Source organism: Maribacter stanieri (assembly GCF_900112245.1).
GTDB lineage: Bacteria > Bacteroidota > Bacteroidia > Flavobacteriales > Flavobacteriaceae > Maribacter > Maribacter stanieri.
This window is the reverse complement of the sequence record NZ_FOYX01000002.1, coordinates 219400-233612: the sequence shown is the minus strand read 5'-3', so window position 1 is coordinate 233612 and position 14213 is coordinate 219400. Positions and strand designations below refer to the sequence as shown.

Annotated in this window: 13 protein-coding genes; 4 read left to right on the top strand and 9 right to left on the bottom strand. The window is 33.7% G+C overall.

Features of this window, described 5'->3' with window-relative positions:
* Position 1: 1 nt before the first annotated feature.
* From BM296_RS11445 to BM296_RS11430, 4 genes are read right to left on the bottom strand one after another with little or no spacing between them, the layout of a single operon-like run.
* Positions 2–1369 carry a 3'-5' exonuclease family protein gene (locus tag BM296_RS11445; protein ID WP_091903168.1) on the bottom strand — a complete coding sequence of 456 codons (1368 nt, stop codon included), beginning with the start codon at positions 1367–1369 and terminating at the stop codon, positions 2–4.
* 41 nt (positions 1370–1410) lie between these two features.
* A complete protein-coding gene (locus BM296_RS11440) occupies positions 1411–2064 on the bottom strand; it encodes a YggS family pyridoxal phosphate-dependent enzyme (RefSeq protein ID WP_091903167.1) in 654 nt (217 codons plus the stop codon).
* Positions 2065–2087: 23 nt separating this feature from the next.
* Positions 2088–2978 carry a 3-hydroxyacyl-CoA dehydrogenase family protein gene (locus BM296_RS11435; RefSeq protein ID WP_091903166.1) on the bottom strand — a complete coding sequence of 297 codons (891 nt, stop codon included), beginning with the start codon at positions 2976–2978 and terminating at the stop codon, positions 2088–2090.
* Positions 2975–3949 (bottom strand): Gfo/Idh/MocA family oxidoreductase, encoded by a 975-nt coding sequence (locus BM296_RS11430; protein ID WP_027067237.1) that lies wholly within the window; start codon positions 3947–3949, stop codon positions 2975–2977. Before BM296_RS11430 ends, BM296_RS11435 begins: the two co-directional genes overlap by 4 nt.
* 146 nt (positions 3950–4095) lie before the next feature.
* Between BM296_RS11430 and BM296_RS11425 the strand changes: the two genes are divergently transcribed.
* Complete coding sequence (locus BM296_RS11425) at positions 4096–4737, top strand: protein-L-isoaspartate(D-aspartate) O-methyltransferase (protein ID WP_091903165.1); 642 nt, start codon at positions 4096–4098, stop codon at positions 4735–4737.
* Here BM296_RS11425 and smpB read toward each other — a convergent pair.
* Together smpB and BM296_RS11415 are read right to left on the bottom strand one after the other, a co-directional pair.
* Positions 4734–5195 (bottom strand): SsrA-binding protein SmpB, encoded by a 462-nt coding sequence (gene smpB, locus BM296_RS11420; RefSeq protein WP_027067235.1) that lies wholly within the window; start codon positions 5193–5195, stop codon positions 4734–4736. The two genes, BM296_RS11425 and smpB, sit on opposite strands and share 4 nt — an antisense overlap.
* An 80-nt stretch (positions 5196–5275) precedes the next feature.
* Positions 5276–5818 carry a SixA phosphatase family protein gene (locus BM296_RS11415; RefSeq protein WP_091903164.1) on the bottom strand — a complete coding sequence of 181 codons (543 nt, stop codon included), beginning with the start codon at positions 5816–5818 and terminating at the stop codon, positions 5276–5278.
* Positions 5819–5902: 84 nt separating this feature from the next.
* Here BM296_RS11415 and BM296_RS11410 point away from each other — a divergent pair, with 84 nt between their 5' ends.
* Positions 5903–7543 carry a PorP/SprF family type IX secretion system membrane protein gene (locus tag BM296_RS11410; RefSeq protein WP_091903163.1) on the top strand — a complete coding sequence of 547 codons (1641 nt, stop codon included), beginning with the start codon at positions 5903–5905 and terminating at the stop codon, positions 7541–7543.
* Between the two features lie 57 nt (positions 7544–7600).
* Here the strand turns inward: BM296_RS11410 and BM296_RS11405 are convergent, their stop codons facing one another.
* Together BM296_RS11405 and clpB are read right to left on the bottom strand one after the other, a co-directional pair.
* On the bottom strand, positions 7601–8194 hold the full coding sequence (locus BM296_RS11405) for a TetR/AcrR family transcriptional regulator (protein WP_091903162.1): 594 nt from the start codon (positions 8192–8194) through the stop codon (positions 7601–7603).
* 111 nt (positions 8195–8305) lie between these two features.
* Positions 8306–10906: an ATP-dependent chaperone ClpB gene (gene clpB, locus BM296_RS11400; protein ID WP_027067231.1), complete on the bottom strand. Its 2601-nt coding sequence runs from the start codon at positions 10904–10906 to the stop codon at positions 8306–8308.
* Positions 10907–11063: 157 nt separating this feature from the next.
* On the opposite strand from clpB, the gene ytxJ reads away from it, so the two are divergent.
* The gene (gene ytxJ, locus BM296_RS11395; RefSeq protein ID WP_027067230.1) at positions 11064–11459 is read left to right on the top strand and encodes a bacillithiol system redox-active protein YtxJ; all 396 of its coding nucleotides are present in this window, start codon (positions 11064–11066) and stop codon (positions 11457–11459) included.
* A gap of 30 nt (positions 11460–11489) precedes the next feature.
* Here the strand turns inward: ytxJ and BM296_RS11390 are convergent, their stop codons facing one another.
* Positions 11490–12674 carry a hypothetical protein gene (locus BM296_RS11390; RefSeq protein WP_091903161.1) on the bottom strand — a complete coding sequence of 395 codons (1185 nt, stop codon included), beginning with the start codon at positions 12672–12674 and terminating at the stop codon, positions 11490–11492.
* 248 nt (positions 12675–12922) lie between these two features.
* Between BM296_RS11390 and glyA the strand changes: the two genes are divergently transcribed.
* Entirely contained in the window at positions 12923–14197 is a 1275-nt protein-coding gene (gene glyA / locus BM296_RS11385; RefSeq protein WP_091903160.1) for a serine hydroxymethyltransferase, read from the top strand.
* The last annotated feature ends 16 nt before the right edge of the window (positions 14198–14213 follow it).

Genomic DNA, 14213 nt, shown 5'->3' with positions numbered 1-14213 from the left:
ACTAATCGTTTATTTCCATTATTTTAAGCACTCTCTTTTTTCTTAAGTACGATTCTATCAGAAAGTTAGCATCATGCGTACCGTTCATTGGTGTAATAATACTTTCTAAGATATGAATATTATTTATTTGATAGTTAAGATCATAAAAACCAAAACCTACTAGAGATCCGTTTTTAACTAAAATTGCACTTTGTTCACCAATTTCTCGACCCTTATCTATTACTAATACTTTATTACCGTTAACTCTATTTTTAGAGAGCGCAGCAATTACTCGTTTATTATAATCTTCTACATCTTCTTTGCTAATACATGCACCTTTGCATGTACCTGCATCATAACCAGAGCAATTATTACGAGCTTCACTTATACCGTTCACCTTTTCGCATAATCGGAATTCTTGTGTTATCTTATATAAGTAATTTTTAGCACTGAATACGCCGTTGAAAAGAGCTAGTGGCTCATCACACTCGCGGTAAGGTTTTATCTCTATAACGAAATAGCCATTTTCATTCATACTTTTACAAAAAGCATGACTGTACATTCTTTTTTTAGGGATAATACTGTACTTAGGTCTAAGTTTCAATAATTCTTCGTGTTCTTTTAATATAGCTACTAGTTCATTTCCGGTTAGCTCAAAAGTTACCTTTTTGGTTTCTTTGGCTATTTTTCTAGATTTATCACTAGTCTTTGTAAAGATTTGATTTACTTTCTTTTTTATGTCACTGGTTTTGCTAAGGTGAATAATATCTCCATCCTTATTATGCATATAAAAAACACCTGTCTTGTTTGGTAAATCCCTCACAATATCCAATTGTTTTTCTGAAAGTTCACCTTGGGTTTCTTTTCTGATAGTGTCTTTTATGATTATTTTTTCTGTATCCTTAGCTAGTAAAAGTTTAAATAATTTAATCGTTGCTAAAGCATCTCCATTGGCTCTATGTCTATCACTTACGGGAATACCTAATGACCTCACCAACTTTCCTAGGCTATAAGATTCTGCATCTGGCAATAATAACTTAGAAAGGTCAACGGTACATAAGGTTTTACGTTCAAAATTGTAACCTAAACGCCTAAATTCCGTTCTTAAAATTCTATAATCAAATTGAGCATTGTGAGCTACAATGACGGTATCTTCTGTTATTTCAATAATTCTCTTGGCAACCTCATAAAATTTAGGGGCTGTCCTTAACATTTTACTATTAATACCGGTAAGTTTTACGACAAAGGGCTGAATTTCCTTTTCAGGATTTACCAGACTAATAAATTTGTCCACTACTTTTTGACCGTCAAATTTGTGAATAGCAATTTCGGTAATTCCTTCCTCATTAAACTTTCCTCCAGTAGTTTCAATATCTAAAATTGCGTACATTTAATATAATCGGATTTTTTGGGTAAGTGGGGATTTAGGTATTAATTTCTTGATCCAAAGATACTACTTCCTATACGTACCATAGTACTACCTTCTTCAATTGCAATTTTATAATCACCACTCATACCCATTGAAAGGGTGTTAAAGTCTGTATAATTACTTTTTAGTTTTGTGAAGAGTGATTTAAGGCTAGCAAATTCTCTACGTACTTGATTCATGTTTTCGGTAAAGGTAGCCATGCCCATTAACCCCACAATTTTTACATTTTTGAAAGCTTTAAATTCTTCGTTAGCTACTAAATCAAGTAGCTCTTCTTCGTTAAATCCGAATTTAGTATCCTCTTCTGCAATATGTACTTGTAATAGACAAGAAATAACTCTGTTATGCTTTTCAGCCTGTTTATTTATTTCGGCAAGTAATCTAGGGCTATCAACTCCATGAACCAAGGAAATATATTCTGCCATATATTTGACCTTGTTGCGCTGTAAGTGTCCGATCATATGCCATTTGATATCTTTAGGCATTTTCTGCCATTTTTCTGTCATTTCTTGAACCCTGTTTTCTCCAAAAATACGTTGTCCCTCATCGTATGCTTCTTGAATTAAGGACATTGGTTTTGTTTTAGAGACAGCAACAAGGGTTACTGAATTAGGAATTGTATTTGTAACAGCTAAAAGATTTTCTTTTATTGACATATAATTTTACTTCTTTGGTAATCTTAATTTGTGAACTGACTTGATACTATCTCAGCTTTTCTACTATCGGCATAATCATAAAAACCTTCTCCAGATTTAATGCCTTTTTTTCCTGCCATAACCATATTTACTAATAATGGGGAAGGGGCATATTTTAGATTTTTGAATCCGTCATACATAACATTTAAAATAGAAAGACATACATCTAACCCAATAAAATCTGCCAATTGCAAAGGACCCATAGGGTGTGCCATACCTAATTTCATGACCGTATCTATTTCTTGCACGCCTGCAACACCATGGTGCAAAGTTTCTATCGCTTCATTAATCATTGGCATTAAAATTCTATTGGCAACAAAACCTGGGTAATCATTAACCTCTGTTGGGGTTTTGCCCAACTGTTTTGAAAGCTCCATGATAGTAGAAGTGGTTGCACTGGTAGTGCTATAGCCATTAATAATTTCAACCAAGGTCATTATTGGCACAGGGTTCATGAAATGCATACCAATAACCTTTTCGGGTCTGTTGGTAGCTGCCGCAATTTGTGTAATGGAAATAGATGATGTATTAGATGCTAAAATTGTATTTTCACTACACAGGGAATCCAATTCCTTAAAAATACTCAGTTTAACAGTTATGTTTTCTGTTGCTGCTTCTATGGCAAGTTCTACGTTGGTGACACCTGCTTTTAATTCGGTAAACAATGTAATATTAGAAAGAGTACGCTCTTTGTCCGCTACATTTATTTTTTCTTTTGCAACCATGCGGTCTAAATTCTTTGAAATGGTGCTAAGACCTTTATCTAAAGCTTCTTTAGAAACATCAATAAGGTGTACTTGAAATCCGTTTTGAGCAAATACATGAGCAATTCCATTGCCCATAGTACCTGCGCCTATAACTGCTATGTTTTTCATATTTTCTTTGGATTAAATGCTGCAATAATTTGTAGGGCAACTTTTAAAGCCTGTGTACCTTGCTTTAAACTAACTACAGGTATTGTGTCGTCATTAATTGAATCAGCGAAAGATTCAAGCTCATCTAAAATTGCATTATTGGTTTCAACTGAAGGATTTTCAAAATAGATTTGCTTTTTAATTCCTTCCGCATTCTGTAATATCATGTCGAAATCTCCTGGTTCTTTGGGAGCATCTTTCATTTTTACTACTTCAACTTTTTTCTCTAGAAAATCTACCGATATATACGCGTCTTTTTGAAAGAAGCGAGATTTTCTCATATTCTTCAATGAAATTCTACTTGCGGTTAAATTTGCTACACATCCATTTTCAAATTCTAGTCTAGCATTTGCAATATCGGGAGATTGGCTAATAACAGATACCCCGCTTGCATTAACTTGTATTACTTTAGAATTAACAACGCTTAAAATAGCATCGATATCATGAATCATTAAATCCAATACCACAGGAACATCTGTTCCTCTAGGGTTGAATTCAGCTAAACGATGAGATTCAATGAACATTGGTTCTTTAATAGCATGTTTTACAGAGGTAAATGCCGGGTTAAAACGTTCAACATGTCCAACTTGCCCTTTTATGCCATATTTTTCTTCTAGCTCAAGTAAAGAATTAGCTTCTTCCAGAGTATGTGTAATTGGTTTCTCTATGAAAATATGCCTACCTTTTTCAATTGATTTTTTAGCACATTCGTAATGTGAAAGTGTAGGGGTGACAATATCTACTACATCTACTACATCTATTAAATCATCAAGATTTTTAAAATAGGTATATCCAAATTCTTCACTAACTTTTTGACCATTAGAGCTATCTGCATCGTGAAAGCCTATAAGGTCATATTTTTTAGATTCTTTTAGAAGTCTAAGGTGGATTTTACCTAGATGCCCAGCTCCTAAAACACCAACTTTTAACATTTGTTTCGTTTTCATCAAAAATACACATAGTTAGGTACTTTTATCCTATGCGTTATTTCAATTTTATAAAAAATGATGATTAGTTTTAAAAGGTTCTTCCGTCGTATAAAGAACTTTGTTAACTTTGATGGTCAAACCAACTACCATTGAAAGATACCTTAAAACACAGGGGCATGCGCAACCATTTAGCGCAAATATTAATAGACAAGGGAATAGCGGATAGAAAAGTACTTGATGCTGTAAGAGAGATACCTAGGCACTTGTTTATGGATAGTAGTTTTGAGGGGCATGCCTATCAAGACAAAGCATTTCCTATTGCTGCAAACCAGACAATTTCGCATCCATATACCGTTGCTTTTCAAACAGAATTATTACAACTTGAAGAAGGTCAAAAAGTTTTAGAAATAGGTACAGGCAGTGGATATCAAACTGCAATTCTTTTAAACTTACGCGTAAAAGTTTGGACAATAGAAAGACAATTAGAATTGTTTAAAAAAACAAATCTGTTTTTTAAGAAAATGGGGTACCGGCCTAAAAAAATAATTTTTGGTGATGGTTATAAAGGTCTGCCGGAACAGGCGCCTTTTGATTGTATTATTGTCACGGCAGGCGCACCAGAAGTACCTAAAGCCTTGTTGTCACAGTTAAAAGTAGGAGGTAGGTTAGTTATACCTATAGGTTTTGAGGAGCAAATAATGACATTATTTGTTAGAACAACCGAAAAAGAATTTTCAAAAACAGAATACGGGTCCTTTAGATTCGTACCACTATTAGAGAATAAAAACTAATTATTGAAATTCTTTTTAACTCGGTCTAAGTCTCTTTTGTTATCACGATCTTTAATGGATTCTCTCTTGTCGTAGAGTTTTTTACCCTTGGCTAAAGCAATTTGCATTTTAGCAAGTCCTCTATCGTTTAAGAATACACGAAGTGGTACAATGGTTAAACCAGAAGTTTTGACTTCTTTACTTAGTTTTTTAAGTTCTCTTTTTTGTAGCAGTAATTTACGTTCCGCTTTTGGTTTATGGTTAAAATGAGATGCGTGCGAATATTCATCTATTTGCATGTTGATTACAAATAGTTCTTCTCTTTCGTTGAACTCACAAAAGCTTTCCGAAATAGAGGCGCGACCTTCTCTAATGGCTTTTATTTCGGTACCTGCCAAAACAATACCTGCTGTAAACGTGTCCAAAAGCTCATATTCAAAACGAGCCCTTTTATTTTTAATGTTAATAGTATTCTGCATCACAGACAAAAGTAAGAACAATTCAATGAATGTCTTAGCCTTTTAAAACTAATTGCTAATGAAAATAGATTTAAAAAAGATTAATCGGGGCAATTACAGTTGAAAATAAGTTTGTCAACTGAAGGTTTTCCATTAATTATTTTCACGATAAATAGCGTTCCGTTCTCACTATCATCAATATCAAAATACTTTTGCTCGTCTATTAATTTATTGACAAAATCTGGTGTAGTGTTACTATGGCCAACAACTAAAACGTTTTTATTTAAATTTTCTGTTTTAAATTGCGCAATATCAATAGTGTTGGGGTCATAATACTGTACATCTATATTTTGTTTTACAGAGGTAGGTGCGGCGGTCATAGAAGTTCTATTGTAGTCGGTAGAGTAGATTGCATCTAATTCTGTGTCTGCTAGAATTTCTGCCCAATGCATAGCTCTACCTAACCCTTGTTGGTTAAGTTCTGGGTCGGCGTCATTAAGATTACCTCTGTTTTTTTCTGCATGTCTTATAAGGTAAAAAGTAGAAACAGAAGATTGTTCTTGTGATGTGTCAACTGTTGGCTCATCTTTACAAGAAAGACTGATAGACAGTAAAATAAAAAGAACATATTTGAATGCTTTCATGAAATTATGTTTGGTGTATTAATTTAATAACTAAAATTACTTCAAAATAGTACTATAAATAGTCTATTTTTTGTTTTTTTGCATATGAAAAAATTTTGTGGGGCACTTCTTATCGGTTTTGTAGTTCTAGGTCTTAAGGCTCAAGAAGTCGTACTTCCTACAGATTTTAGGCAACAAAATCTAACCGAATATAACAGTAGTTTAATAAATCCTGCTTATAGTTTGGATCGTAATAATCCTTCCTCTGTGGCGCTATGGGCTAGATGGCAATGGCAAAGCTATGATGCTGACCCAACTTCATTATTTTTAAATTACACTACAAGACTAAGTGATGTGTCTTCTGCAGGTGTTGGTTTTTTTCAACATAATACAGGTATTTTTCTAAATACCGGTGCCGCTTTAAATTACGCTTATAATATAGAACTAAGCGAAAATGTGTTTTTGGGGGTAGGTCTTAATCTATTTGCTTTTCAGCAGAAGTTGGCAGATGATCGTTTCTTTGTGCCGAATCCTATCCAGACAACTATAAATAATGATTTTATCATACAAATGGCACCTGGTGTTAATTTGAGTATTGATGGTTTTAATATTGGGTTGGTATCAGAGAATCTTTTCGATTATAACTTCACTACTAATGAGAGAAACACTAGTCCAGATGATAGAATGTTTCAGGCATTGGTAAGTTATGATTTTCCAGTAAATGTATTAGCAACTGATAATAGTTCTGTTTTTAGACCAATATTGTATTACAAGACTATACCTGGCTTGGATAATCAAGTGGGTTTAACCACTTTATTGACAACCAATAAGTATTGGGCTCAAGCAGGTTATAATAGTTTCTACGGATTCTCAGGAGGAGTTGGAGGTCGTTTCTTTAAACGAGTTTCTTTTGGGGCTTTAATTGAAGTTGGGACAAGTTCAGATCTAAAAGGACAGGACCCTTCTTTTGAATTGGTTACTTCTTATAAATTAGGAGCATTACAAACGCCTGAAGAAAAATTAGAAGAGCAATTAATAGCTGAAGAAGAAAAGAATAAAGAAGAGTTACTTGCTAAACAAGAAGAAAAGGAAGTAGAGTCAACTGAATTGACTAAAGCGGAAAAGCTAGCTTTAAAACGCGAATCGAAAAAACAAGAGCGTCTAGCACTTATAGAAAGTAATAGAATTAGAGATTCTATTCAAGATGCTTCCAGGAAGACGGGTATTGCCGCAAAGGAATCTAAGCGAGACTTAAAGAGAAAAAGGGATTCAATAGAGAATGCAAAAGTGGAACAGGCATTAGTTGCTGCAAAAGCACTTAAACAGCAAAGACAGCAAGATTCAATTGCTGTTGTAATGAAGAGAGAGGCTGAGGCTGTTGCATTAGCGCAAAAACAACGACAAGATTCAATAGCTCAAAGCGAAGCTTTGGCTATGAAAAACGAAGTGGTTGAAGTTAAGGCTGGCGAGAAATACGAAGAAGTCGCTAAAGAAGGCTCTTTGGAACCGGGTTATTATTTAATAGCAAACGTATTTGGGACTAAAAAATACTTAGACGCTTTCTTGGCGGACATGAAGAAAAAGGGAATAAATGCAAAATCTTTCTTTAGACAAAAGAATAAATATAACTACGTATACCTGGCTAAATATAACTTCATTAAAGATGCAAGAGCCGCTAGAGACTCTAAATTAGACGGCAAGTACAATGATAAAATATGGATATTTAGAGTAACGGGAGAAGAATAATCTCCCTTAAGCTCTATTAAATAATTAGAAATAAGCTAATGCGAAAACCGTATTAGCCTATTTAAGTTCTCTTTTTATCAAAACTTCTAGGTAAGTTACTGTATTCAATAAGTATTTACGGTCTTTGGTAATACTTGCCATTGCTATGGCTCCTTGGATAATGGTGAATAATTGCTTAGAAAACTGCAGAGGAGTTACTGGTAATTTAAATTCTCCATTATTAATACCATTCTCAAAAACCAAAGCAATTTTTCCTTCAATTTCTTTAATGGTTTCCTTTGCTGCGGCAGCCAATAATTTATTGTTATGTTGTGCGTCTATGCCTACATTTAAAATTGGACAACCACCCATGTTCATGGTAAAAACATCATATTTCTTATAAAATGCTATAAGGTTCTCTATCCTGTTAATAGCCTTGCCTTCAATAGATAAATGTTCATCAATACCTGTAAGCAATACGTTACGGTTAAATTCGAATGCCGCTAATGCTAAAGCTTCTTTGTTTTCAAAATTACCGTACAATGCACCTTTAGTAAGGTTTGTAGCATCTGTTAAATCACTCATGCTAGTGCCGACGTATCCATGTTTATTAAAAACAGGGGCGACAGTCTCAATAATATAAGCGGTAGTTCTTTCGGCTTTTGTGGACATATAAGACTGTTTTATGCGAATATAAAAAATCTATACTGCATGGTATATATTGTTGATAAAAAAAAGCGCTCATATATTTAATATGAACGCTTTTTTATCATTTTTATAAAATTAGACAACTATATCTTCTTGATTCCTAAAAACTAAACTATTGTCAAAGGCGTCTAGCAAGACAACGCTATCAGACTTAATTTCTCCACTAAGAAGTGATTTGGACATATTGTTAAGAACCTCTTTTTGAATAGTTCTTTTAACCGGTCTTGCTCCAAATTGAGGATCATAACCTTTATCTGCCAAATAAGCAATAGCTTCTTCAGTAGCATCTAAAGTAATTTGTTGTTTGTCCAACATTTTCTTTAGTTGATCTAATTGAAGTCTTACAATTTGTTTAATGTTGTCCTTGGTTAAAGGCGTAAACATTACAATGTCATCAATTCTATTAATAAACTCTGGGCGAACTGTTTTCTTTAACAACCCAAGTACTTCAACTCTAGCGGCTTCTGTAGCGCTATAAGTATCTACTGCGTTTTCAAATTTATCTTGAATTATATCACTTCCCATATTACTGGTCATGATTATAATTGTATTTTTAAAATCAGCAACCCTTCCTTTATTATCTGTCAATCTTCCTTCATCCAATACTTGTAATAAAATATTGAAAGTATCTGGGTGTGCTTTTTCAATTTCATCTAAAAGCACCACAGAATATGGTCTTCTTCTAACAGCCTCTGTCAATTGTCCACCTTCGTCATAACCAACGTATCCTGGAGGAGCTCCTACAAGTCTGCTTACGGAGTGTCTTTCTTGGTATTCACTCATATCTATTCTGGTCATTGCATTCTCGTCATCAAATAAATAAGAGGCTAATGTTTTTGCCAACTCCGTTTTACCAACACCAGTTGTACCTAAGAATAAAAATGAACCAATTGGTTTTCTAGCATCTTGTAAACCTGCTCTGCTTCTTCTAATTGCGTCGGAAACAGCTTCAATAGCTTCTTCTTGACCAACTACTCTTTTGTGTAGCACACTTTCTAATTTCAGTAACTTTTCCCGCTCACTTTGCAGCATTTTAGTAACAGGTATTCCTGTCCATTTTGCAACAACTTCAGCAATATCGTCACTAGTAACTTCTTCTTTAATTAAAGTACCAGAATGTTGCTGTGAAGCCAAATCATCTTGTAATTTGGTTAAATTCTCCTGTGCTTCCTTGATTTTTCCATATCTAATCTCGGCAACTTTCCCGTAATCGCCGTTACGCTCTGCACGTTCCGCTTCTGCCTTGAAATTTTCAATATCAAGTTTAGTCTGTTGAATATTATCAACTACAGATTTTTCGCTTTCCCATTGAGCAAATATTTCATTACGTTCTTCTTTTATGTTTGCCAGATCTAAATTTAAAACTTGAAGCTTAGCCTTGTCATTTTCGCGTTTAATGGCTTCAATCTCAATTTCAATCTGCATGATCTTTCGATCAAGCACATCTAGCTCTTCTGGCTTAGAATTAATTTCCATTCGAAGTTTAGATGCGGCTTCATCCATAAGGTCAATAGCCTTATCTGGTAAGAATCTATTGGTTATATATCGTTGTGATAACTCTACAGCAGCAATGACCGCTTCATCTTTAATACGTACTTTGTGATGAGCTTCATACTTTTCTTTAATACCCCTAAGGATGGAAATAGCACTTTCAGTATCTGGCTGATCTACAACCACCTTTTGAAATCTTCTTTCAAGGGCTTTATCTTTCTCAAAATATTTTTGATATTCATCTAAGGTAGTTGCACCGATCGATCTTAATTCACCTCTAGCTAAAGCAGGTTTGAGAATGTTTGCGGCATCCATAGCTCCTTGTCCGCCTCCGGCGCCAACTAAAGTGTGTATTTCATCAATAAATAAGATGATATTACCATCTGCACTTACCACCTCCTTAATAACCGCTTTTAATCGTTCTTCAAACTCGCCTTTATACTTGGCGCCAGCTATTAATGCTCCCATATCTAAAGAGTAAATTACTTTATCCTTTAGGTTTTCAGGAATATCGCCCTGTATGATTCTATGTGCTAAACCTTCAACAATAGCCGTTTTACCAACTCCTGGTTCACCTACTAAAATTGGGTTGTTCTTGGTGCGTCTAGACAAAATTTGTAGAATTCTACGAATTTCTTCATCACGCCCAATTACTGGGTCTAATTTACCGCTATCTGCTAATTCATTTAGATTTTTAGCGTATTTATTAAGTGAGTTATAATTGTCTTCGGCACTTTGCGAGGTTACCTTGTCGCCATTACGCAATTCGTCTATTGCAGACATTAAATCTTTTTCGGTTGCCCCTTGGTCTTTTAAGATTTGGGCTATCTTACTTTTTGATTTTAAGATGGCTAAAAATAGATGTTCTATAGAGACATATTCATCTTCCATTTTTTTGGCGATGATACTGGCTTCGTTTAAAGTCTTACTAGCTTCTCTAGAAAATTGTAAGTCACCGCCTTCAACTTTAGGAAAGCTTAAAAGTTCTTTTTCTAAAATTTGTTGAACTAGCGAAAAATTAATACCAAGCTTTTTAATTAAAAAGGGCATTACATTTTCTTCTACTTCTGTAAGTGCTTTAAATAGGTGTTCGTTTTCAATTTGTTGATGCCCATTATTCTGAGCAATCAACTGGGCTTGTTGAATAGCCTCTTGTGATTTTATAGTAAAATTATTTATATTCATTATCTCAGGTTTTAGTTAATTGTAATACTTTTGAAAATTAATATTCAACAATCTTACCAATTGAATTTATGAGACAAAATGGCGTAAATTTAAGAAAATAAAATGACAATTAGTCAGGTTGCTCGAATTGAATTTAGACTATTAAATTAAGAATTTTATGGGATTATTTGGAGGTTTATTTGGGAATTCAAAAAGTGATGATGGGAATGCTTCGTCAGATATACCTTGGATTTCCTTGAATACAATTGGTCAATTGAAAGACATTAAGGAAGCATCTAATAATAGGCCACAGGTTATATTCAAGCACTCAACGTCTTGCGGTATTAGTAGAATGGTTTTGAATATGTTTAAAAGTAGTTATGGTCTTGAAAATGGACAGATGGATCTTTACTTTTTAGACTTATTGGCAAATAGGGATGTATCTAATGCGGTAGCTTCAGAATTTGGGGTAATGCATCAATCGCCACAAATGTTGATAATAAAAAATGGGGTAGTGGTAATCCACGATTCTCATGGAGCAATATCCGATATAAAATTAGAACAATATATATAAAAAAGCCCCGTACTAAACGGGGCTTTTTTTTTAGTTGAACCTTTGATTGTTAAGAATATTTTTAAGATTATTTTTTAAATCTTCACCAGCATCATAAACCATTTGTTCGTTACTGGGAAAAGGAACTCTTGCCAATTGTAATAGTGAAACCAAATCATTGTCTAAAGCTCTTTTGTCTCCATCGTAATTGGCGTAAATATGCTCAAATACGAACTGACTGGATAATGGGTACTGATTAATTTTCTGTTGCTTTTTTATATCAATAAAACTTACAACACCTGTAACTTGTGCACTTTTAAATTGAGTAAATTGGTAAAAATCACATCTTACAGTTTTAAATTTATCAACCTTTATACTATTGCCTAAACTGTCAGAAACTACATTGCCATTACGATCTTCAACAAAAGTATATCCGTCTTTAATCTGCTTTTCCTTACTTATTTGTTTCTCTCTAATTTGTTCGGGAGAAATATTAATGTCCTGAAAAGAAACCTCCATCTGATAATCGTATAGTTGATTCTGTATTCTATTAGTGTGGTACTCGGTCCAATCAGAATTCAATCCATAAGTATTCAAATTTAAAAGTTCATCTTCAAGCCTTTTTGGTATTATTTGATCTGTATTATTCGTCATTTCTACAATAACAAAATCTAACCCTTTTTTATATGCTTCATCTATCTTGCTTACAACATCTTTGAAATTAGGATTAATCTCCTCTAAATAATTAAGGTCATTATACGCATTTCTATAGTCAGACTTATAATTAGCATCTTTTAATAGCGTTGTTGCCTTATTGTATAAAAATTCGGATAAATTAGTTTTAGCGGCAATTATATCCTCATCATAATTTTTAAAATTAAACTGCGCCTTTCTGTTTTCGTCTTGAATATACAAAGGAAGCAATGGTCGTATTCTTTCCTGAATAGATTTTAAACGTCCGTATGTATTATAGATTTCTTCGTAATTAGCAGCATTACCATCCTTTTTAAGGAACTTTATATGTTGTAATTCTCTTTCGGTATTTTTTTTATACCCTTCCTCAAGCAGAGCAATATACGTTTGATTACTTTTTTTGGTCTTGTTCTCTGCAATATTCATAACTGCTTTATTAATTGCAGCTTCGTAATTGCCAGAATTAAGAGCTTCTTGCGTTTTCTTAACGCCACTACAAGAAAGTAGTAGACCTATAAAACTAAATAGTAGAAATTTTTTCATGTCTATTAATTTTAGAATTTATTAAAGCTATTCAACAGCCGTGCCATAAAAGGGTTATTACTTAACGTAATAGGATAAGGAATAGTATATTTTCGTTAAGATGCTTAACTGTCATTACTTTGGCGTCTTTTAAAAAAAATATAGTTATTAACTTATTTTAATAAATAAGTTATGTGTTTGTACTGTTTTTTATATTTCATTAAGTAGGCTATTTGTATTTTAGCAGCTTATTTAAAAGATATAGTAACATGCAACGCGATACAACAATATTTAATCTTATTGAAGAAGAGAAGCAACGTCAAATTAACGGCATTGAATTAATTGCCTCTGAAAACTTTACTAGTCCTCAAGTTATGGAAGCCCAAGGTTCTGTGCTTACAAATAAGTATGCAGAAGGTTACCCTGGAAAAAGATATTACGGAGGTTGCGAAGTAGTTGATAAAGTTGAGCAATTGGCTATTGACAGGGCTAAAGAGCTTTTTGGTGCGGCATATGCTAATGTACAACCACACTCAGGTTCTCAAGCTAATGCGGCAGTTTATCATGCATGTTTACAACCAGGAGATAAAATATTAGGTTTTGATCTATCTCACGGAGGGCACCTAACTCATGGTTCTCCCGTAAATTTTTCAGGTAGGTTATATAACCCTGTTTTTTATGGAGTTGATAAAGAAACAGGTAGATTAGATTACGATAAAATTCAAGAAGTAGCTACAAAAGAGCAGCCGAAATTAATTATCGCTGGGGCATCTGCTTATTCTAGAGATATGGATTTTGAGCGTTTTCGGAAAATTGCAGATAGTGTAAATGCTATTTTGCTTGCAGATATTTCTCATCCGGCAGGATTAATTGCAAAAGGATTATTGAACAATCCTATTCCTCACTGTCATATTGTTACTACAACAACACATAAAACATTAAGAGGACCAAGAGGTGGTTTAATATTGATGGGAGAAGATTTTGAAAACCCATTTGGCATTAAATTGAAAAACGGTAACCTTAGAAAAATGTCCGCTTTATTGGATTTAGCAGTTTTTCCAGGTAATCAAGGTGGTCCTTTAGAGCATGTTATTGCTGGTAAGGCAATTGCTTTTGGTGAAGCATTAACAGAATCGTATGCAACTTATATAGCGCAAGTAAAGAAGAATGCCGATGCAATGGCTAAATCTTTTGTGAAACGTGGTTACAACATCATTTCTGATGGTACGGACAATCATATGATGCTTATTGATCTTAGAAATAAAGATATTTCTGGTAAAGATGCAGAAAAAGCATTGGTTCTTGCTGATATTACGGCAAACAAGAATATGGTGCCTTTTGATGACAAATCTCCATTTGTTACTTCGGGTATTCGTTTTGGAACTGCAGCTATTACCACTAGGGGCTTAGTTGAAAGTGATATGGAAATAGTTGTTGATTTCATTGATCAGGTAATTACAAATCCTGAAAATGAAACTATAATTAAAGAAGTGAAAAGTAAAGTAAATGCAATGATGAATACGAGACCTATTTTTAATGCTTAAATAAAAATAGGTTTGT

Coding starts and splice junctions, on each gene's coding strand:
- BM296_RS11445 (WP_091903168.1), bottom strand. CDS start 1,369: ATGTACGCAATTTTAGATATTGAAACTACTGGAGGAAAGTTTAATGAG.
- BM296_RS11440 (WP_091903167.1), bottom strand. CDS start 2,064: ATGTCAATAAAAGAAAATCTTTTAGCTGTTACAAATACAATTCCTAAT.
- BM296_RS11435 (WP_091903166.1), bottom strand. CDS start 2,978: ATGAAAAACATAGCAGTTATAGGCGCAGGTACTATGGGCAATGGAATT.
- BM296_RS11430 (WP_027067237.1), bottom strand. CDS start 3,949: ATGTTAAAAGTTGGTGTTTTAGGAGCTGGGCATCTAGGTAAAATCCAC.
- smpB (WP_027067235.1), bottom strand. CDS start 5,195: ATGCAGAATACTATTAACATTAAAAATAAAAGGGCTCGTTTTGAATAT.
- BM296_RS11415 (WP_091903164.1), bottom strand. CDS start 5,818: ATGAAAGCATTCAAATATGTTCTTTTTATTTTACTGTCTATCAGTCTT.
- BM296_RS11410 (WP_091903163.1), top strand. CDS start 5,903: ATGAAAAAATTTTGTGGGGCACTTCTTATCGGTTTTGTAGTTCTAGGT.
- BM296_RS11405 (WP_091903162.1), bottom strand. CDS start 8,194: ATGTCCACAAAAGCCGAAAGAACTACCGCTTATATTATTGAGACTGTC.
- clpB (WP_027067231.1), bottom strand. CDS start 10,906: ATGAATATAAATAATTTTACTATAAAATCACAAGAGGCTATTCAACAA.
- ytxJ (WP_027067230.1), top strand. CDS start 11,064: ATGGGATTATTTGGAGGTTTATTTGGGAATTCAAAAAGTGATGATGGG.
- BM296_RS11390 (WP_091903161.1), bottom strand. CDS start 12,674: ATGAAAAAATTTCTACTATTTAGTTTTATAGGTCTACTACTTTCTTGT.
- glyA (WP_091903160.1), top strand. CDS start 12,923: ATGCAACGCGATACAACAATATTTAATCTTATTGAAGAAGAGAAGCAA.